Origin of the sequence: Streptomyces sp. NPDC048106 (genome assembly GCF_040706415.1) — a bacterium.
Lineage (GTDB): Bacteria > Actinomycetota > Actinomycetes > Streptomycetales > Streptomycetaceae > Streptomyces.
Genome location: NZ_JBEZND010000025.1, coordinates 18,146 through 38,372 on the forward strand (window position 1 = coordinate 18,146; position 20,227 = coordinate 38,372).

General features: G+C 72.3%; 16 protein-coding genes and 1 pseudogene. 7 read left to right on the forward strand and 10 right to left on the reverse strand.

Annotation, left to right across the window (positions count from 1 at the left end; translation table 11 throughout):
- Window positions 1–148 precede the first annotated feature (148 nt).
- Window positions 149–1,003 carry an NAD(P)-binding domain-containing protein gene (locus tag AB0927_RS24215; protein ID WP_366669794.1) on the reverse strand — a complete coding sequence of 285 codons (855 nt, stop codon included), beginning with the start codon at window positions 1,001–1,003 and terminating at the stop codon, window positions 149–151.
- A gap of 164 nt (window positions 1,004–1,167) precedes the next feature.
- Between AB0927_RS24215 and AB0927_RS24220 the strand changes: the two genes are divergently transcribed.
- Both AB0927_RS24220 and AB0927_RS24225 read left to right on the forward strand, forming a co-directional pair.
- Window positions 1,168–1,905 carry an NUDIX domain-containing protein gene (locus AB0927_RS24220; RefSeq protein ID WP_366669795.1) on the forward strand — a complete coding sequence of 246 codons (738 nt, stop codon included), beginning with the start codon at window positions 1,168–1,170 and terminating at the stop codon, window positions 1,903–1,905.
- Between the two features lie 77 nt (window positions 1,906–1,982).
- A pseudogene (locus tag AB0927_RS24225) lies at window positions 1,983–2,707 on the forward strand (alpha/beta hydrolase).
- Window positions 2,708–2,881: 174 nt separating this feature from the next.
- On the opposite strand, the gene AB0927_RS24230 reads toward AB0927_RS24225, so the two are convergent.
- On the reverse strand, window positions 2,882–3,403 hold the full coding sequence (locus tag AB0927_RS24230; protein ID WP_366669796.1) for a hypothetical protein: 522 nt from the start codon (window positions 3,401–3,403) through the stop codon (window positions 2,882–2,884).
- 257 nt (window positions 3,404–3,660) lie between these two features.
- Between AB0927_RS24230 and AB0927_RS24235 the strand changes: the two genes are divergently transcribed.
- From AB0927_RS24235 to AB0927_RS24250, 4 genes are all read left to right on the forward strand, one after another.
- Window positions 3,661–4,539, forward strand: a complete 879-nt coding sequence (locus AB0927_RS24235) for a hypothetical protein (protein WP_366669797.1) — start codon at window positions 3,661–3,663, stop codon at window positions 4,537–4,539.
- Entirely contained in the window at window positions 4,532–8,899 is a 4,368-nt protein-coding gene (locus tag AB0927_RS24240) for a caspase family protein (RefSeq protein ID WP_366669798.1), read from the forward strand. The genes AB0927_RS24235 and AB0927_RS24240 overlap by 8 nt, the downstream gene beginning before the upstream one ends.
- A gap of 59 nt (window positions 8,900–8,958) precedes the next feature.
- Window positions 8,959–9,828 (forward strand): SMI1/KNR4 family protein, encoded by an 870-nt coding sequence (locus AB0927_RS24245; protein ID WP_366669799.1) that lies wholly within the window; start codon window positions 8,959–8,961, stop codon window positions 9,826–9,828.
- A 122-nt stretch (window positions 9,829–9,950) separates the two neighbouring features.
- Window positions 9,951–10,682 carry a hypothetical protein gene (locus tag AB0927_RS24250; protein WP_366669800.1) on the forward strand — a complete coding sequence of 244 codons (732 nt, stop codon included), beginning with the start codon at window positions 9,951–9,953 and terminating at the stop codon, window positions 10,680–10,682.
- Window positions 10,683–10,757: 75 nt separating this feature from the next.
- Here AB0927_RS24250 and AB0927_RS24255 read toward each other — a convergent pair whose 3' ends face one another.
- The 8 genes from AB0927_RS24255 to AB0927_RS24290 form a co-directional block, all read right to left on the reverse strand.
- Window positions 10,758–11,111 carry a hypothetical protein gene (locus AB0927_RS24255; RefSeq protein ID WP_366669801.1) on the reverse strand — a complete coding sequence of 118 codons (354 nt, stop codon included), beginning with the start codon at window positions 11,109–11,111 and terminating at the stop codon, window positions 10,758–10,760.
- 125 nt (window positions 11,112–11,236) lie between these two features.
- Window positions 11,237–11,593, reverse strand: a complete 357-nt coding sequence (locus tag AB0927_RS24260; protein ID WP_366669802.1) for a cupin domain-containing protein — start codon at window positions 11,591–11,593, stop codon at window positions 11,237–11,239.
- 45 nt (window positions 11,594–11,638) lie between these two features.
- The gene (gene narI, locus AB0927_RS24265) at window positions 11,639–12,382 is read right to left on the reverse strand and encodes a respiratory nitrate reductase subunit gamma (RefSeq protein WP_366669803.1); all 744 of its coding nucleotides are present in this window, start codon (window positions 12,380–12,382) and stop codon (window positions 11,639–11,641) included.
- Window positions 12,379–13,041, reverse strand: coding sequence for a nitrate reductase molybdenum cofactor assembly chaperone (narJ, locus tag AB0927_RS24270; protein ID WP_366669804.1), 663 nt, complete (start codon window positions 13,039–13,041; stop codon window positions 12,379–12,381). Before narJ ends, narI begins: the two co-directional genes overlap by 4 nt.
- Window positions 13,038–14,693 (reverse strand): nitrate reductase subunit beta, encoded by a 1,656-nt coding sequence (gene narH / locus AB0927_RS24275; protein WP_366669805.1) that lies wholly within the window; start codon window positions 14,691–14,693, stop codon window positions 13,038–13,040. Before narH ends, narJ begins: the two co-directional genes overlap by 4 nt.
- Complete coding sequence (locus tag AB0927_RS24280; RefSeq protein WP_366669882.1) at window positions 14,693–18,340, reverse strand: nitrate reductase subunit alpha; 3,648 nt, start codon at window positions 18,338–18,340, stop codon at window positions 14,693–14,695. The genes narH and AB0927_RS24280 overlap by 1 nt, the downstream gene beginning before the upstream one ends.
- A 273-nt stretch (window positions 18,341–18,613) precedes the next feature.
- Complete coding sequence (locus AB0927_RS24285) at window positions 18,614–19,069, reverse strand: hypothetical protein (protein WP_366669806.1); 456 nt, start codon at window positions 19,067–19,069, stop codon at window positions 18,614–18,616.
- Between the two features lie 56 nt (window positions 19,070–19,125).
- Window positions 19,126–20,013 (reverse strand): hypothetical protein, encoded by an 888-nt coding sequence (locus AB0927_RS24290; RefSeq protein WP_366669807.1) that lies wholly within the window; start codon window positions 20,011–20,013, stop codon window positions 19,126–19,128.
- A gap of 42 nt (window positions 20,014–20,055) precedes the next feature.
- Here AB0927_RS24290 and AB0927_RS24295 point away from each other — a divergent pair, with 42 nt between their 5' ends.
- Complete coding sequence (locus AB0927_RS24295) at window positions 20,056–20,208, forward strand: hypothetical protein (protein ID WP_366669808.1); 153 nt, start codon at window positions 20,056–20,058, stop codon at window positions 20,206–20,208.
- Window positions 20,209–20,227: the final 19 nt, after the last annotated feature.

Below are 20,227 nucleotides of genomic sequence, written 5' to 3' on the forward strand. Positions count from 1 at the left end.
CTGCTCGTCGGTCGGCCTGGGTGCCGACGGCTACCGGCTCGCCGTCCAGGCACTCGCCCGCCCGCCCGGCCGGCGGACGGGCCGGCCTCGGTCCGCCGCGCGCCCTCACGCCCTCACGCCGCCCGGAGCCGCATCCAGCGCCGCGCCCTCAGATGACCGGGTCCAGCCGGAAGAACTCGCGGTACAGCGGAATCTGATGGCTGAGCATGTGCTCGCCGTGGTGGATCCGGAGCCCACGCTCGGCCGCGGCCCGGAGCAGGGCGGTCTCCCGCGGTTGCATGATGATGTCCGCCACGACGGCGCCCTCGGGCAGCCGCCCCGGATCGAACGGAAGCGGGTCGTCGGCGCGCATCCCGAGCGGGGTCGCGTTCACGACCAGATCGGCCGCTTCGAAACCGGGCGCCGCCGAGCAGCTGAACCGGCCCGGCCAGGCCGCCCCGAGGCGGCCGGACAGTGCCTGAAGGCGCTCCGGACGCGGGTCGCACACGGCCACGTGCTCGGCGCCCGCGGCGAGCAGCGCGGGCACCAGCGCGCCGCCCGCACCGCCCGCGCCGACCACCGACACCCGCACGCCCGCCGGATCGAAGCCGGCCGTCCGCAGCCCCGCGACGAAGCCGGCGCCGTCGAAGTTGTCGGCGTACCAGGTCCCGTCCGGCTCGCGGCGCAGCGCGTTCGCGCCGCCGGACTGCTCGGCCGCCGCGCTCACGGTGTCGGCGTACGCCCGCACCTCGGCCTTGTGCGGAACGGTGACCAGCAACCCGTCCACGTTGCCCATCCGCTGGAGTCCGCGCACTATCTCGCCCAGATGCCCGGGCTCGGCCAGCACGGGTACCAGGACGGCGTCGACGCCGAGCCGGGCGAACAGGGGGTTCAGCATGCCGGGGGCCTTGACCTGGGCGACCGGACAGCCGAGGACCGCGTAGAGCCTGGTCGTCCCGCGGATCTCGGGCCGGCCGGACACTGCCGGCGAATCCATGTCGTCGAACGCGGCCGGGACAGGCACGGCGTCTCCTCCCGTGACGATGGGACCGTCCCCCGGCTTCGGCGATACGGCCCAGGACACTCCCGTACCTACCCACCCGGGCCGTCTCTTACGGCCCACACGACACGGCGGGGTGTGCTCCCGGCCAGACGAAGAGGGTCAGTGGGGGCTGAGATCGTGGCTCCGTGAGCGAACTGGTTGAGCACGTCGATGAGCATGACAATGTGTTGGGTGTTGTCGAGCGAGACGAGGCGGTCCGCGAGAACTGGCCGCATCGTATTGCGACGACCATCTGCCGTGACCGCGAGGGGCGGATCTTGGTGGTGCGGCGGGCCGAGACGCAGCCCCGGTTCCCGGGTCACTACGACGTGATGGTCGGCGGTGCCGTGGGCGTGGGCGAGTCGTATGAGGAAGCCGCGGCCCGGGAACTGTCCGAAGAGCTGGGCGTTCGTGTGCCCGTGCGCTTCATGTTCAAGTTCCTTTGCCAGAAGGGGATCAGCCCCGTGTGGTTCGGCGTGCACGAGGCTGTCGTGACAGAGCCCCTGACCCCGGATCCGGGCGAGATCGCCTGGAAGGGCTGGCTGACTGAGGCCGAATTACGCGCGGTCGTCGATCAATGGCTCTTCGTTCCGGGAGGACGGGAAGCTCTGCGCCGGTATCTGCGGCCCGGCCCGAAAGCTGACGAGGCGTCTGTCCGGCGATTTGCCTATTCGGTGGCGGCTGCGATGCCGGCGGGTGATTCCTTGGAACCTACTGGTCATCGACATAGGTCTGCGCGCCAGTGCCCCACCAAGCAACGATCTCCCTGTCAGCGAGGGTTGACCGAACTGCGCCGCGCAGGTCTGCTGGATCTGGACGACTGCACCATGGACGGGTCGCACGGCGACAAGCCGCATCCCGGTGTGGCTGAGCGCCACAGCTGACCAGCAGTTCCGCGGCTCAGCGCCGTTCGCCCCCTCAGATAGGCTCAGTTCGAGCAGTGCGCTGATCTGGGGGAGTCATGACGGCAGCGGGTGAACCGCCCATCGTTTTCGTACATGGGACGCGGTTCAGTGCGGGGCAGTGGAGTTCTCGCAGCTCGCCGCACTCCAAGAGGACTTCCCGGTAGCCGCCGTCGACCTACCCGGCCACGGCGTCCATTCCGCGCAGCCTTGGAGCCTGGCCGCGGCGACGGAGATCATCGCATCCGCGGTGGACTCCCTCGATCGCGGGCCGGCTCTGGTCGTAGGGCACTCGCTCGGCGGATACGCCTCGCTGGAGTTCGCGCGGCGCTGCCCTGACCGGCTGCGCGGGCTGGTCCTCGCGGGGGCCAGCGCCTCTACACGTGGCTTGTGGGTAACGCCGTATCGGTGGGTCGCCGAGCTCGTTCCTCGTATACCGGGGGACCGGTTGGCCCGGTGGAACGACCGGTTGCTGCGCCGGCTCTATCCACCCGAGGCGACTATCCGCTCTGGCTATGCCTTCCATACCCTGCCAGCCGCCTGGGGCGAGGTGCTCGGCCGCTTCGACGCGGGTGCCATGCGGCATGTCGCCGCTCCCGTGCACATCTTGAATGGCGAGAAGGACACCGTTTTCCGATCCGGCGAGAGGGATTTCGCCCGCGCACATCCGCACGCCCGCATCGAATTGATCCCGCGGGCAAGACATCTCGCCAACTTCGACGCACCAGATGCCTTCACTGACGCCGTCCGCCGCTTCGCGCGGCAACTGTCTCCTCGAAGCTGAGCACGAGGAGTCGGGTTCACCGGGGCCGGCCGAGCACAGTGGGGACCGCGAACCTTCATACTGGCCCGAACGCGAGACACCGGCCTGTCGCCACGCGCTGCGACAAGCTCACCGTCCGCTACGAGGCGACCGTCCTCGTCGCTGCCGTCAGCGAGTGGCATTGAGCCTCGGCCGTCACGCGGTGGGGTCCACGTTCCACCCCGCGGGCAGATCGCCGCCGCAGAAGACGCAGACGAAGTCGCCCTCACGCACGATGTTGTGCTCCTGGCAGTCGGGGCACCGCCGGAATACGACCTCGCGGGTGAAGCCGGAAGGCCGCCGGAGCTCTACCGCGTCCAGAGCACGGGCGACCTCCGCCCAGGAGCTGACGTCCGGGCAGTACCCGGTGGACTGGTTGCTGACCTCGCTCACGGTCCAACGGTCTGCCTCGCGCATGAAGCTGATCTCGCCGGCACTCAGAACCATGTCTCCGCCGGCACAGGCCACGTGCTCGCTCCGCCGCGGCGCCAGCCGAAGCACGCCGTCCATACCGACCACGAAGGTGAACGGTTCGGCCAGCTCCGCCGCCGATTGCTCCACGATCCAGCCACCGAAGTCACCAGCCGAGCCGATGCGACGTCCGCCCTCACCAGGCCGGACCGCAGCCTTCAGCTCGACCGGTCCGACATATCGGTAACTCCGCCTCCACCCACTCACGTCAGCCAGCCTAGAGCGCTACCGACACAGGCCCTGGTCTTCTGAGTCAGGAGTTCTGTTCAGACGTGATTCGGTGTCGATCAGGCCGCCCTTCTCCGGGGAGGGCGGCGGCCCCTGCTCGACGAGGGTGCCGCTGCCCCGGCATCCGCACCCGCCGCCGAGAGGCCGCCCGTCCCCCGATGCTGACGCGGGCGTAGGCGGGGCCTGGGCCGGAAAGACCCTAGTAGCATCTCCCCCCTGACCGGACGGGGGATTCAATGGCGCGAGTGGTGGGTGTGCACGGGATCGGCCAGCAGTTGCTGGGCGAGCACCAGTTGGGTGCCGCCTGGGCTCCGGCCCTGGCGGACGGTGTGACCAGGGCGAAGGGACGTCTCGACCCCGACGACGTGGGCATGGCCTTCTACGGTGACCTCTTCCGCCCGGTGGGCCGGGCCCTGGCCGTGGGGGACCCCCGGTACACGGCGTCCGACGTCGAGGAGGGGTTCGAGCAGGACCTCCTGCGGGCCTGGTGGGAAGAGGCCGCCAGGACCGACGCGCGGATCGTGGGCCCGGACGAACGCACCCTGCTGCGCACCCCGACCGCCGTCCAGGCGGGCCTGCGCGTCCTGTCCCGGCTGCCCTACTTCGCCGATGTGGCCCTGCGGGCCATGGTGTTCGACCTCAAGCAGGTGCGGCGCTATCTCACCGAGCCGGGGCTGAGGGAGCGGGTGTGGGAGCGGATCGACGCGGCGATCGGCCCGGACACCAGGGTCCTCGTCGCGCACTCCCTGGGCTCCGTGGCCGCCTACGAGGCCCTCTGGCACCGGCCGGACTGGCCCGTGACCACCCTGGTGACCATCGGCTCCCCTCTCGCCATCCCCGGGTTGGTGTTCGAGCGGTTGCGGCCCCCGCCGGACGTACCAGACGGCACTCTGCCGGGTACGGGACGCTGGCCCGGCAACGTGCGTGCCTGGACCAACGTCAGCGACGAGGGCGACATCGTCGCCCTCGTGAAGGACCTCAAGCCGAGGTTCGGCGACCGGGTGCGGTGCCACGTCGTGCACAACGGGTCGCACGCGCACGACGCCAAGCCCTACCTGAGCAGCCAGGAAGTGGGCCGGGCGGTGGCGTCCGGACTCGGTGGGGCGGGTGACTGACCACACCGCGGGCCGCCGGTACCTGCTGACCGCGGCGGTCTGCGCCCACGCCTTCGAGCCCGACTGGAACCGCGAGGAACTCGCGGAGGACGTCCACCGTGTCGCGGAGCTGTTCACCCGTGAATTCGGCTACACCCACGTCCCGTTGATCGGAGTCGATCCCACCAAGGAGCAACTGCTGGGTGGGCTACGGGAGTTCTGCGTCAGTCCCGAGCGCACCCCCGAGGACTACGTCGTCGTCTACTTCGCCGGACACGGCGAGGTACGGGAGAACACCGGCGAACACATCCTGATCACCGCCGACACCCGGCCGGACGACCTGGCGTTCACCTCGCTGCGCACCGAGGAACTGGCCCGCGCACTGGTCGAAGAGACGCCGCTGCGACGGGTACTGCTGATGCTCGACACCTGCGAGTCGGGCAGCGGCGGCGCCCAGGTGGCGGCGAGAGCCGTGGTCACCGATCCCTCCTGGCGCGACGCCGGAGCGGAGCGGGGCTTCGTCGTCATCGCCTCCACGCAGCCCTACCAGCTTGCCCTGCCCGGAGCCTTCACCGAGGGGCTGGTCCGAGCCGTGCACAGCCTCGCGACCGTCGGCTCGCTGCCCGGCAGCCTGCCGATCGACTCCGTGGTCGCCATGATGCGGGGCCAGGACGGTCCGGCCGCCGGCACGCAGCAAGTCGTCTGGGACGCGGTACGGCTCACCGGCACCCTCCCCGCCTTCCTGCCCAATCCGCGAGCCGCCGCCACCGCCGACACCGTCGACCTGATGCTGACCCGCCGGGCCGAACAACAGGCCCTGCGCCGCGAGGAGTTCAGCCGGGAGCTGCTGCCCAAGGCGCGCGCCTCCCTCGGCGGCGGACGCTGGAACTTCTGCGGGCGCCACGAGGCGCTGCGCGCGGTCACCGACTGGCTGAACGACGACAAGGCCAAGACCACCGCGGGGCTGGTGGTCACCGGCGCCCCCGGCTCCGGCAAGTCGGCCCTTCTCGGGCTCGTCTCGGCACTCGCCCATCCCGACTGGCGCCGCACGGTCCCCCTGCACGACCTGGGCCTCACCGAGGACCAACTCCCCTGCCCCGGCCGCGTCAACGCGATCATCTACGCGCGAGGCGCAACCGAGGCCGCCGTACTCGCGGGCATCGCGGCCGCCGCCGGCAGCGGTGCCCAGAGCGTGGGGGCGCTGATCGAACACCTGCACCGCTGGCCGGAACCGGTCACCGTGGCCGTGGACGCGCTCGACGAGGCCGCCGCTCCCGAGGAACTCGTCGCCACCGTACTGCGGCCCCTGCTCGACTACGGCGGCGGCACCCGTTTCCGCCTGCTGCTGGGCACCAGGCCCGACCTCCTGCCCCTCCTCGCGCGGCACACCACCGCCGTGGACCTCGACGCCCCCGCGTTCCGCGACCCGCAGGCGGTACGCGCCCATGTGGCCGACGGTCTGCGCGCCGCCCCCGAGGACAGCCCGTTCCGGCACGCCGACGCGGACACCTCGGCGGCGATCGCCGAAGCCGTCGCCGAGGCCGCGGGCCGCTCCTTCCTGGTCGCCCGCCTCATCACCCAGTCGCTCGTCGCCTCGCCCACCCTGCCCGACCCCGCCGACGCGAAGTGGCGCGCCACCCTGCCCCGGCTCCCGGGCGACGCCATGCGCGGCGATCTCGAACACCGCTTCGCCGGGGACCTGGACCCGGCCTACGACATCCTCGCGCCGCTCGCTCACGCCGGCGGCCAGGGGCTGCCCTGGGAGAACCTGTGGGCCGCACTCGCCTCCCGGGCCGGCGGCGGCCACTACACCGACGAGGACGTGCTGCGCTTCCGGCAACGCGCGGGCTCGTACGTCATCGAGGACACCCTGGAGGGGCGCTCGGTCTACCGGCTGTACCACCAGGCCCTGGCCGAGCACGTACGCGAGGTGCGGCCCGCCTCCGAGCGGACCCACGCGGCCTTCGCCGAGGTGCTGCGCGCGTCGGCGCCCCGCCGCCCGGACGGCGGCCCCGACTGGCAGCGCGCCCACCCCTACGTGCGCCACCACTACGCCGGCCACGCGGTCCGCGGACGCGTGCTGGGAGAGTCCCTGACGGACCCGTACTTCCTGCTGGCGGCCGACCCCGAACGGCTCCGCCACGCCCTCCGCCAGGAGGACCACGGCGCCGAGGCGGCGGCGTACCACGAGTACACGTTGCTGCGGCCGGGCGACGCGCCCGGCGAACGACTGTCGTACCTGCTGCTGGCCGCCCGCCGGGCCGGTGCCGCGCGGCTCGCGCGGGCCATCGAGGCAATGGACGGCACCGGCGGCCCGGACCTGCCGTGGCGAACGCCGTGGGCCCGCTGGCGCAGCGACCAGCAGGTGCAGCGCCTGCTGTCCCACCCCTCCCCGCCGGCGTCCATGGCCGTGACGGGCGCGGACGAACTGGTGACACTCGACTCCTCGGGACTGCTGAGGAGTTGGGACCTGGCGACCGAGTCGGCCACCTCCCTGGGTTCGGCCTTCGACCCGCTCCGGTCCGCCCTGTGCGGCGCGCCGGACGGGACGGTGTTGCTGGCGACGTGGGAAGGCGATCGGGTGGTGGCCCGGGACGCGCTCTCGGGTGAGGCCGTGACGAGTCCCCTGGCGCTCTCCGACGACCCGCCGGCCGAGCCGCGCCCGCGCGGGCCGGTCGCCGCGTTGCGGACCGCGGACGGCTGCTACGTGGCCGCCGCGTACCACACCTCGGAGAGGACGCTTGGCGCCTCGAACCGGCCGTACGCCACCTACCGCGTCGGGGTGCGCTTCACCTCGCACGACGGCAAGCGGACCTGGTCAGCCACGAACGACGTCAGGGGCGTCCGTGCCCTGGCCGACCTCGCTCTGGTCGAGGACCGCCACGGCCGGATCCTGGTGGTGAGCGCCGACACCAGGGCGATACAGAACCGCCGTACCCGCGTCGACGTGCCCCGGCTGCGCGTCTGGAGTCCGCAGGGCGGAATCGTCAAGTACGAGGATCCCCGGCTGCTCTCCTCCGCACAGCCGCTGCGCTGCATGGCCACGCGGTGCGCCGCCGCGCGCGTCGGCGAGGACGTGGTGCTCGCGCTCGGCACCACCGACGGATCCGTGCTGGTCTGGAAACTCTTCGGAGAGAAGAGACCGTTGATCGGCGAGGCCCGCATCGGGAGCGCGCGGGGTGTCGCCCACGTCTCGGCCGTCGCGTTCGGCAGTCTCCACGGGGAGCCGGTCGTGGTGTTCGGCCAGGACAGCGGCAGCGTCACCGAGATGTCCCTGGCACCGGCGCCCTCCTCCGCCGTCCGCCCCCTCGTCACGGGGCTCCGTCGGGTCACCGCGGTCACCGTGGTGGGGGGCGCGCAGGTGGCCGTGGCCACCGAGGAGGGCAAGGTCATCGTGTACGAGCGCCACACCGAGCCTGCGTCGGACGAGGAACGGACGCGCACGCTCGCCGACGGTGGTCCCGGGCCCGCGGTGTACGCGGCGGACGCGGCGGGCGGGCTCCACGCGTACCACGCGGCGACCGGCGCACTCCTGGCCTCCGCCCAGCCGGGCAGCCCCATCCGTTCCATGGTCCCGCTGGGCGCCTCCGGCGGCGTGGCCCACCACCCCACGCCGGCGCGGGGGCCGTCGATCTGGCACTGGGAGCGGCCCGGCCCCCGCTCCGGCGGCGCTACGGGAGCGGGAGTACGACACCACGGCGGGCCCGGGCCCGACCTCGCCGCCCTGGACGAGCGCACCGTGCTCACGTTCACCGAGGGCTGCTACGTCCGCACGGCGCCGGTCGCGGTGTGGCGGGTGGCGGACGACGACCCCGGACTCCTTGGCCCCGCCGACCTGCCGGAGGCCGGCGGGGCCGGGATCCTCCCGGGATTCCCCCGAAACCCGATGATCTTCGCCTCGGCGGTCGCGACGGTGGGCGGGGCAGCGGTGATCGTCATGGCCATGGAGAGCATGCTGAGGTCGCGCCTGCACGCCTGGCGCAGGACCGCGGCCACCACCGTCAAGCTGGGATCCTTCCCCTTCCCGGGCAGCCGGCCGCCCACCGTCATGGCGGTGGGCGCGTTTCAGGGCACCACGGCCGTCGTCACCGCCGACCGCTCCGGAGCCCTGCGGCTCTACGACATCCTGCGGGGCAAGCCGATGCCGAGGGAACTCCCCGGCCACGAAGGGAGTTTGGTGAGCGCGGTGGCCTTCCGCGAGGAGCTGGGCCGGTCGGTCGTCGCCTCCGCTTCCGTCCACGGCCACGTGATCCTCACCGACCTTGCGTCCGGGAGAACCGTCACCGTCGATCTGGGGGAGCCGGTCGCGTCACTGGCGGTCTGCACTGGGCTGACGACCGTCGCGGCCACCGCGTCCGGCCTTACGGCCCTGACGTTCTAGCCGGGTTCACCGCTGCCGTGTTGATCACCACTGTCGGTGGGGCGTGCTTGACTCGCGGGATGGACGATGAACAGCTTCTGACCGCCGTGGCCGAGGTCCTGTGGCCGGATCTCCGTGACCTGGTCTGCCGTGAGGACGGGCACGCGCCAGGTCATGTCTGTCTTCCCGTCTCCGGCGATGCCGACCTGGGCAGCCTCCTGGAGACGCTTTCCGGGCGGTACGGCGAGCCGTTCGTGGGCGCCGGCCGACTGCCGCCGCTGCCCCTGTCCGAGCGGGTCGACTGGAGGTACGCCTGGCCGTTCAGCAACCGGTGGGTCGCCTTCGGCCGGGCCGGTCACGGCGAGGATGCCGGACCCGCCCTGATGATCGCCCCGCGTGCCACGCCGGTCGCGGACCAGTTGCCCGCGGAGGCCTCCTGGCTGGAAAGGCTCGTCGCCGTGACCGGCTGGGTGCCGAGGAGCGTGGACCGGATCGACTGGGCGGCGGTCGAGTCCCGCCTGGGAACGCCGCTGCCGAGCGACTACAAGGCACTGGTCGAGACGTTCGGCGACGGCATGTTCGACGGCTTCCACTACGTGTTCATGCCGGACGAGCTGATCAAGACCGCCGAGTTGACGGCGCGGCTGGGCCAGGCGCCGTGGGAGCCCTATCCGCCGTTCCCGGCCTCGGCCGGGCGGGTGCCCTGGATGGGCAACGAGCACGAGCAGACGTTCCACTGGATCACCGAGGGCCCCGACCCCGACCGGTGGCCCGTCTACGTCACCGAAGCCGGACCGGAGGCGGGGCAGCGGTTCGACTGCACGGCCACGGAGTACCTGTTCCGTCACCTCACCGACCCGCGGCACCCGATCCCCATGCCGGTGGATTTCCGCGCGCACTGGTTCATGGACTGCTCCGGGAACGTGGAGTTGGACGCGGCGATGGAATGACGCGCACCGGGAAGTCACGACCACCCTCGGACCGGGAAAGGCGACGGCCGTTGAATTCGGGCGACAGCTTTCGCGCCACCCCGTAGATTCGCCCGTCGGGCCGGAAGCGTGAAGGGGAGGACATGGCCAGTCGTGTGTTTCTGATCGGTGGGGGCTGGGATCTCGCGGAGGTCTACGAGCCGTTTCTGCGGGCGGTGGCCGGGGAGCGGCGGATCGGGTGCCTGATCGTCGACGAGGGTGACGGCGAGGCGCAGTTCGAGCGGTACGCGCAGGCGCTGCGGAAGGCGGCCGGGCCGGCGTGTGTGCCGGTGCCGTTGCTGATACCGCTCGGTGGGCGGTTCGAGCCGGAGTCCGCGCTGGCCGGAATCGACGGGTTGTTGGTGTGCGGTGGGCTCACGCCCGCGTATCAGGAGGCTCTCGCGGGTTGCCTGGAGCGGCTGCCCGCGCTGCTGGCCGAGCACGGGATCCCGTACGCCGGTTTCTCCGCCGGCGCGGCCGTCGCGGCGCGGCGGGCCGTGCTCGGTGGCTGGCTGGTGGAGGGCGTCCCCGTGTGCCCGGAGGAGACCGGGGAGGACCTGGCGGAGGTCGAGGTGCGGGCCGGGCTCGGGCTGGTGCCGTTCGCGGTGGACGTCCACGCCGCCCAGTGGGGGACGCTGCCCCGGCTGGTCGCCGCGGTCGGGCGCGGGGCGGTGCCGTACGGCGTCGCCGTGGACGAGAACACGTTGCTCTCGGTGGCCGACGGGGAGGCCCGGGTGGCGGGGGCCGGGCGCGTGCACGTCGTACGGCCGGACAAGAAGGGTGAGGGGAGTGTGGTCGTACGGGCGTACGGCGCCGGGGAGAGGTTCGAGGTGTAGCAGCGCCCGGACGGCACCTGGACCCGGTACAGCCCCTGCCGGGGCCGGACCGGGTCGGGGCGGAAGGACCGAGGGTCAGGAGAAGACGACGGACCGCATGAGGAGGCGGTCGCCTGCTCCCGCGCCGGGAGGCAGGGAGTAGTAGATGTCGCCTTCGCAGTCGGCGTCGAGGAAGACGGTGGCGGTGGCGTCCGTGCGGTTCTTGGGGGCCCGGCTGACCGACCCCGGCTCGGAGGCGGGTCCTTGCAGGTTGATGCACCGGCCGCTGGCGGGGTTGTTGAGGAAGCCGACGGCCTCGTAGCCCTCCGCGGTGGTGTACGAGTAGCGGAACTGGCCGGTTGCCGCCGAGGCCGCGCCGGGCGCGGCCAGCAGAAGGGCGAAGGCACCGCAGGCAGCGCCGAGGGCCGCCGTGATGGAGCGAGTGGACACGGTGTTTCTTTCTGTCGGGTGTCGGAGCGGTCAGTGCCAGCGATGCCCCGGAGAACAGCGGGATAGGCGCTATGTCCCCCGAACGGGTTCACTCGCCGCGAGCACGCCAAAACCCCGTCCAGCCTTCAGGACGGCGAGGGCGTGTGCGGGTTGCCCTTGTTGACGGAGCTCAGCAGCGCGGCGGAGTCTTCGAGGGCCTCCAGGCTGTGGCGGGCGGGTGGTACGAGCAGCAGGTCTCCGGCCATGCCCTCCCATGCCTCGTCGCCGCTGCGCAGCCGTACCCGGCCGCGCAGCACGAACACGGTGGCCTCGCCGGGGTTCTCGTGTTCGGCGAGGGTGGTGCCGGCGCGCAGGGCGATGACGGTCTGGCGCAGGGTGTGTTCGTGGCCGCCGTAGAGGGTCTCGGCACTGCGGCCCGCGGAGGAGTCCGCGGCCCGCTCCAGGTGCTCGCGGGCCTTGGCGTCGAGGGAGAGCTTCTGCATGGCTCGGTTGCCGTTTCTGTGTCGGAGGGCTCGCGTCGGCCCGGATCAGTAGCGGACGCCGATGCGGCGCCAGCGGCGTCCGCTGGTGCCCGGCTCGGCGGGGTGGGCGGGAACCCGGCTGCGGTACAGGACGAAGGGCCGCCACAGGTACCACAGCGGGATGCTCCAGGCGTGCACCAGCCGGGTGAAGGGCCACACGGCGAGGATCGCCCAGGCGGCGGTGGCGTGGATCCGGTAGATCAGCGGTGCGTGGGCGATCACGCCGACGTCCGGGTCGCCGGCGAACAGGCCGCGGAACCACAGCGCCACACTCTGCCGGTAGTCGTAGCCGCTGCCGAAGAGATTGATGCCCATGGTCGGGATGATGCCGAGCACGATGACGATCGCCAGCAGGACCAGGGCCACCCAGTCGACGGGGCTCGTGGTGGCCCGTACCCGGGGCACGGTGGTGCGGCGGAAGGCCAGGATCGCCACGCCGAAGACGACGGCGAGCGCGGCGACGGTGCCGCCGATGGAGGACAGCCAGCGGTAGGCGTTCTCCGGGATGCCGAGCCACCGGGTGAACGACTCGGGGATCAGGATGCCCATCACGTGTCCGGCGATCGCGGCGAACGTGCCGTAATGGAAGAGCGGCCCGCCCCATTTCAGCAGACGGCGCTCCTGGAGCTGGGTGGAGCGGCTGGTCCAGCCGAACTGGTCGTAGCGCCAGCGCCAGACGTGGCCGACGACGAAGGTGACAAGGGCGAGGTAGGGCAGGATCACCCACCACCACAGATCCCAGGAACTCACGGACCCTCCTTCGCACTCGCTCCCCGCGGCTCCAGCCCGGTCTGCTCCGGTGGGCCGAAGGGCTCCAGGCCGACCTCCTCGCCCGGCGGTCCCTCGGCGGCCAGCCGCCGCCACGCGTCGCGCTCGGCCCGGCCCGGCGCAGGCAGCCGGCCGCAGAGCGCGTCCAGGACGCCGGCGTACGGGCTGGAGTGCTCGTGCAGCGCCAGCCGCAGGAGCTCCAGTCCGGCCCGGCACTGCGACAGGACGCGATGTCCGGGTCCGGGGGAGAGCGCGGCGAACTCCAGGACCAGCGGCAGGAAGTCGGGCAGTTCGCCGGCCGGCGGTTCGTGGCCGGCCTGACGGTAGGCGTGCTTGAGGGCGAGCAGGGCCATGCCGCGGGCGCGGGTGTCACCGTGCCGGTAGTAGGTCAGGTGCATGCTGCGGCGGCGGGTGTGGTCGAACGTCTCCACGTACCGCTGCGCGGCCTCGGTCGGGGGCAGGCCCGAGAGGTGGTCGCACACGGCGGCGAGCCGGGCGCGGTCGGCCCGGTCGGCGACGGCGGGGAGCGCGGCGGTCACGTCGTCGAGGCGGCCGAGCACCGTCTCGTCCGGGTAGCGCAGGAGGACCGAGGCGATGCGGTGCACCAGCGGTGTGTCGGCCGCCGCCCGGCGGCGGATCACCGGCCGTCCCCGTCGGCGAAGAGACCGGGGGCGGGGCCGGTGCCGTTCCAGCCGAGGAGGTTGAAACGCACCGTGCCGTCGCTGTCGCGGAACTGGCTGCCGCCGCCCGGTGATGCCAGGCCCGGCAGCGACGGCGGGGCGGCGGCCCCCTGGTCCTGGTCGTGGGCGGCGAGGTCGGCGACCCCGCCGGGGTAGTCGAGGGAGCAGTGCTGGGCCAGCAGGGCGCCGGACCCCTCGGCGTGCACCCGGGGGACGACATAGCGGTCGTCGTACTTGGCGATGGCCAGCAGCCGGTACAGGTCCTCGATGTCCTCGGCGCTCGCACCGACCTGGCCGAGCAGGTCCTGGTCGGGCGGGTCGCCGAGTTGCAGGGCGCGCATGTGGGCGCGCAGCGCGGTCAGTTTGCGCAGCACGCCCTCCACCACGGCGGTGTCACCGGCGGTGAAGAGGTTGGCCAGGTACTCCACGGGGATGCGCAGGGCGTCGATGGCGGCGAAGACACGGTCGGGGTCGTCGTCGTGGTAGCCGGTGGCGTGCACCGCGTCCGTGACCGGGGACAGTGGCGGGACGTACCAGACCATGGGCATGGTGCGGTACTCCGGGTGCAGCGGCAGCGCCACCCGGTGCTTCTTGATCAGCGCGTACACCGGGGAACGCCGGGCGGCCTCGATCCAGTCGTGGGCGATGCCGTCACGCTCCGCCGCCGCGCGCACCCCGGGGTCCTCGGGGTCGAGGAAGACCGACAACTGCGCCTCGTACAGGTCCTTCTCGTCCTTCACCGAAGCGGCCTCCAGCACGGCGTCGGCGTCGTAGAGCATCACGCCCAGGTGGCGCAGCCGGCCCACACAGGTCTCGGAGCAGACGGTGGGCTGCCCGGCCTCGATGCGCGGGTAGCAGAAGGTGCACTTCTCGGCTTTGCCGGTGCGGTGGTTGAAATAGACCTTCTTGTACGGGCAGCCCGACACGCAGAACCGCCAGCCGCGGCAGCGGTCCTGGTCGACCAGGACGATGCCGTCCTCCTCCCGCTTGTACATGGCGCCCGAGGGACAGGAGGCGACGCAGGAGGGGTTGAGGCAGTGCTCGCAGATCCGCGGCAGGTAGAACATGAACGCGTGCTCGAACTCCATCCGCACCCGCTCCGACAGCCCCTTCAGGTTCGGGTCGGCGGTGGCGTAATCGGCGGCCCCGGCGAGGTCGTCGTCCCAGTTCGGGCCGTGCACGGGCCGCATGTCCCGGCCGGTGAGCTGGGACTTGGGGCGGGCGCTGGTGAAGCTGTCGGACAGCGGCGCGGTGGTCAGGCTCTGGTAGTCGTACGTCCACGGCTCGTAGAAGTCGTCGAGCGAGGGCAGCTCCGGGTTGTAGAAGAGGCTGAGGAGCTTGCGCACCCGGCCGCCGGCCCGCAGCGTCAGTTCGCCCCGGCGGTTCAGGGTCCAGCCGCCCTTCCACTTCTCCTGGTCCTCGTAGCGGCGCGGGTATCCGGCGCCCGGCTTGGTCTCGACGTTGTTGAACCAGACGTACTCGGAGCCGGGCCGGTTGGTCCAGGTCTGCTTGCAGGTGACCGAGCAGGTGTGGCATCCGATGCACTTGTCGAGGTTCATCACCATCGCGACCTGCGCCATGCAGCGCCCGACGGTGCCCGTGGCCCGGGTCATCAGAAGTCCACCTCCTGCGCGCGGCGGCGGATGACGGTGATCTCGTCGCGCTGGTTGCCGGTGGGGCCGATGTAGTTGAAGCCGTAGGTGAACTGGGCGTAGCCGCCGATGAGATGGGTGGGCTTGATCAGCAGACGGGTGAGGGAGTTGTCGCCGCCGCCGTGCAGGCCGGAGGTCTCCGTCTTCGGCACGTTCAGGTGCCGGTCCATCGTGTGGTACATGTACACGGTTCCCTCGGGCATGCGGTGGGTGACCACCGCGCGGCAGGCGACCACGCCGTTGCGGTTGTACGCCTCGATCCAGTCGTTGTCCGCGACCCCGATCCGCTCCGCGTCCTTCGGGCTCATCCAGATCACCGGGCCGCCCCGGAACAGGGTGAGCATGTGCAGGTTCTCCTGGTACTCGGAGTGGATCGACCACTTCGAGTGCGGGGTCAGGTAGCGCACCACGAGCTGCGGGCGGCCGTCCGCCGGGCGGGTCGGGTCGCCGAAATGGGCCATCATGTTCAACGGCGGCCGGTAGACGGGCAGTTGTTCGCCGAACTCGGCCATCCAGTCGTGGTCGAGGAAGAAGTGCTGGCGGCCGGTGAGGGTGTGCCAGGGTTTGAGGCGTTCGACGTTGACGGTGAACGGCGAGTAGCGGCGGCCGCCGGACTCGGTGCCGGACCACTCCGCCGAGGTGATCACCGCGCGGGGCTGGGTGCGGGTGTCCTCGAAGGTGATGCGGTCGCCGGAGCGTTCCCCGGCCAGATCGGCCAGCTCCACGCCGGTGCGCTCCTCCAGGGCGCGCAGCGACCGGACGGCCAGGCGGCCGTTCGTGGTGCCGGACAGGGCCAGGATCGCCTCGCAGAACTGGTCGTCGCGGGCGATCGAGGGACAGCCGTCGGCGATGCCGCCGCGCACGGTGCCGTTGCGCCGGCGCAGGTAGTCGATCTCCTGCCCGGGCATCCACGTCAGGCCCTTGGTGCTGGTGCCGAGGCGGTCCAGCAGCGGGCCCACGGCGGCCATCTTCTCGGCCACCGCCGCGTAGTCGCGCTCCACCACGATCAGTTTCGGCATCGTCCGGCCCGGTACCGGCTCGCACTCGCCGGCCTTCCAGTCGCGCACCCGCCCGTGCGGCTGCGCCATCTCGTCCGGCGTGTCGTGGGCGAGCGGGGCGGCGATCACGTCCCGCCGCACCCCCAGGTGGACGGCCGCGAGCCGGGAGAACTCGGCGGCGAGGGTGTGGAAGACGTCGAAGTCGGTGCGGGTCTCCCAGGGGGGTGCGATGGCCGGGTTGAAGGCGTGGATGAACGGGTGCATGTCGGTGGAGGACAGGTCGTACTTCTCGTACCAGGTCGCCGCGGGCAGCACCACGTCGGAGAACAGGCAGGTGCTGGTCATGCGGAAGTCGACCGTCACCGACAGGTCGAGCTTGCCGACCGGGGCCTGCTCGCGCCAGGTGACGTCCTTGGGGCGCAGGTCGGGCGGGGTCTCCGTGGCGGTGACGGCGTCGTCGGTGCCGAGCAGGTGCCGCAGCATGTACTCGTGGCCCTTCATCGACGACGCGAACAGGTTCGCCCGCCAGATGAGCAGGACCCGCGGGAAGTTCGCCGGGTCGTCGGGGTCCTCGGCGGCGAACCGCAGCCGCCCCTCCTTCAACTCCTCGACGACGTACCGCGGTACGTCCTTGCCCGCCCGCTCGGCCTCGTCGCACAGGTCGAGCGGGTTGCGGTCGAACGCCGGGTGGGAGGGCATCCAGCCCAGCCGGGCGGCCAGCGCGTTGCAGTCCGGCAGCGTACGTCCCGCCAGCCGGCCCCGGCCGAGCGGGCCGGCCAGCGTGTCGGCGGGAAACGCCTCGTAGCGCCACTGATCGGTGGCCAGCCAGAACAGCGGCGTGCCCACCATGTGCCGGGTGGGACGCTGCCAGTCCAGGCCGAACGCGAGATGGAACCAGCCCGTCAGTGGGCGCACCTTCTCCTGCCCGACGTAGTGCGCCCACCCGCCGCCGTTGACACCCTGGCTGCCGGTCAGCATCACCAGCGACAGGAACGCGCGGTAGATCTGGTCGGAGTGGAACCAGTGGTTGGTACCCGCGCCCATCGCGATCATCGAACGGCCGCCGGTGCGTTCGGCGTTGCGCGCGAACTCCCGCGCCACCCGCGCGGCCGCCTTCGCCGGCACCGACGTGATCGCCTCCTGCCAGGCCGGCGTGTATGGTGCGGCCGCGTCCTCGTAACCGGTGGGCCACTGGCCCGGCAGGCCCTCGCGGGCCACCCCGTACTGGGCCATCACCAGGTCGAAGACGGTGGTCACCAGGTGGCCGCCGACCCGCACCGCCGGCACCCCGCGCCGCAGCACCCGGCCGGACTCGCCGGGCCCCGTGTCGAACCTCGGCAGGTCCACCGCCACCGCCTCGGCGCCCGGCCGGCCGTGCAGGGTCAGCAGCGGCTCCGCCCCGTCCAGCCGCAGGTTCCAGCGCCCCCGGCCCGACTCGGACCAGCGGAAGCCCAGCGAGCCGTTCGGCACCACCGGCTCGCCGGTGCGCCCGTCCAGCAGCACCGTCTTGAACTCGGCCGCCTCCGCGGCGGGTCCGGGCAGGTCGGCGGCGGTGAGGAACTTGTCCGGCACGAACCCGCCGCCGTCGCGCTCGCGCAGCCGCACCAGGAACGGCAGGTCGGTGTAGGTCCTGGCGTACTCGGTGAAGTACGGCACCTGCCGGTCGCGGTAGAACTCGCTGAGGACGACGTGGCCCATGGCCAGCGCGAGCGCGCCGTCCGTGCCGGGGACGGCCGCCAGCCAGTCGTCGGCGAACTTGGTGTGGTCCCCGTAGTCCGGGGAGACCACCACGACCTTCTGCCCCTTGTAGCGGGCCTCGGTCATGAAGTGGGCGTCCGGGGTCCGGGTGATGGGCAGGTTGGTGCCCCACACGATGAGGTAACCGGCGTTCCACCAGTCGCCGGACTCCGGCACGTCGGTCTGGTCGCCGAACACCTGCGGCGACGCCATCGGCAGGTCCGCGTACCAGTCGTAGAACGAGGAGATCGTCCCGCCGATCATGGACAGGTACCGGGTCCCGGCCGCGTAGGAGGCCATGGACATCGCCGGGATCGGCGAGAACCCCACGATCCGGTCCGGGCCGTACCGCTTGACGGTGTGCACCTGCGCGGCCGCCATCAGCTCCGTGACCTCGCGCCAGTCGCAGCGCACGAACCCGCCCTTGCCGCGGGCCCGCTTGTAGGCGGCGCTCCGTGCCGGATCCGAGGTCAGCCACTCCCATGCCTCGACCGGGTCGGCGTGCCGCGCCTTCGCCTGCCGCCACAGCGTGAGCAGCGGACCGCGGACGTACGGGTAGCGGATGCGCGTGGGCGAGTAGGTGTACCAGGAGAACGCCGCGCCGCGAGGACAGCCCCGCGGCTCGTACTCCGGGGAGTCCGGCCCCACCGACGGGTAGTCGGTCGCCTGCGTCTCCCAGGTGATCAGGCCGTCCTTGACGAACACCCGCCACGAGCACGACCCCGTGCAGTTCACCCCGTGGGTGGAGCGCACCTCCCGGTCGTGGCGCCACCGCTCCCGGTAGAACTCCTCCGCCGCCCGGCCGCCCTCGCGGTACAGCATCCGCCGGTCGGGTGACTGGCTGCCGGGGAAGAAGTACTGCGCCGTGCGCATCAGCCGTTCGGCCGCGGCGTCTGCCCGGTCGGTGCTCACACCGTTCGCCTCCTCGGATGCCGCGGCTGCCCGCTCGTGCCCTGCGACCCCGGTGCCTCGCCGGCCGGCCGCGGGGCGGGGCGGTGACCACCATGCACCGCCGACGGCCGCCCCGAGCGGCTACGACACTCCGCCGGCCCGGGTACGGGCGGACCCGGTACTCGAAGGGCCGAAGCCCGGCGGCTGATGCCGGTGCCGGGCGACGCGGGTCGGGACGGCGCGCGGTTCCTTCCGCTACGAGCCGGAACCCGCACTCCGGGAGCGGTCCGGGGCAGCGTCCTCCCCAGGTACCGGGAGCGGCTGCCGGCACGGCGTCGACGTGTCCAGCCCCGGTGCGGCCCTGACGAGCCTCAGGGCCATGGCCCTGGCCTTCGCCGGGGTCGGCGCGGAGACGGAGAGGAGACGGAAGGGCGCGGGCGGCCGCAGCTCGACGCACACCACGGGTTCGCCGGACCGCACGACCACGAAGTCCACCCCCGCCTGGTGGCGGCGCGTGCCGACGCACCGGACGCCCGGCACCGCGACGCCCCGCCGGGGGACTCCGCGCAGGGCACGCCACCAGTCGGCCTCGACCGTCACCCGGCGCACCGCCGTCAGCGGCACCCGCACGTCGCGGTGGCGTGCGGCCGCCCGCTCCCGGAGCGCCAGGCGCACGACCACGTCGTCACCGTCGACCAGCATCCGCGCCATGACATGACTCCCGCGTCCCATCCTCCTCCGGAAGGCGGCCGGACGCCCCGTGGGGATCAGTCCCGGATGTCCTGGAGCAGCCACTCCCGTGGGATCTCGTGGCCCAGGCCGCGCTCCCGGGCCCGCTTGTAGACGAGCGCGGCGATGGCGTGGAACTGGGCTCCCTGGATGTTGCCGCGCTCCGAGAACGTCACCTCCGTGTCGTCGTCCCGTGCGCGGGCGTGTCCCGCCAGCACGGCGTCGAGGCGGACCACGCGCGCGCCACGGGGCGGCCGGCGCGCTCCTCTGCCGTGCTGGTGCCGGTCCCAGACGGCGGCCTCCGGGCGGGCCCGGTAGGTCACGTACTCGTCGTCGGTCGCCCACTGCGGTGCCGAGGAGGGCACGCTGGCGCTGCCGAGCCGTAGCCACACGTCGAAGCGCTGGAGTGCCTCGGCGTCCGGGCGTCCCCCGATGCACGTGACGTGGGTGCCCGGCCGCAGCCGGCGGCCCAGGACGACGTCACCGACCGCGTCGGTGCAGTCGGCCACGAGGTCGGCACCGCGATGGGCCGCCTCGGGATCGTCCACCGCGACCACGTCCAGGCCGTGCAGCTCCCGCGTCTGCGCCGCGAAGCGTTCACGGTGGGACCGGGTCGGGCTGTAGACCTGGATCCGCTCCAGCGGGCGGACCGCGAGGAAGGCCTCGACATGGCTGCGTGCCATGCCGCCCGAGCCGAGCAGGCCCAGCACGCGGGCGTCCTCGCGCGCGCCGAACCGTGCCCCGATGGCCGAGTCGGCGCCCACCCGGAGGTGTTGCAGCAGGCCGTCGTTGAGCAGGGCGACGGGCTCGCCGGTGCGCGCGTCGAGCAGGAGGACCAGTCCGCAGAAGAGTCCCGGCCGCACGCAGTGCTTCTCGTGCGTACGGTGGCCGGGAGCACCGGTCTCGGTGAGCACGTCCGACTTCATGCGCAGCGCGACGTAGCCGGTGCGGGCCGAGCCGCCTTCCTGTTGGGCAAGGACTACTGGTCCTACGGCGTCGAGGGCAACCGCGAGGTGCTGGAGACGTTCCTGCGCTACCACCACGAGCAGGGGCTGTCCGCCCGGCTGTGGCGGCCCGAGGAACTGTTCGCTCCGGAGTCCCTCGAATCCGCCGTCATCTGACGGGCGCCGTGCGACCGCA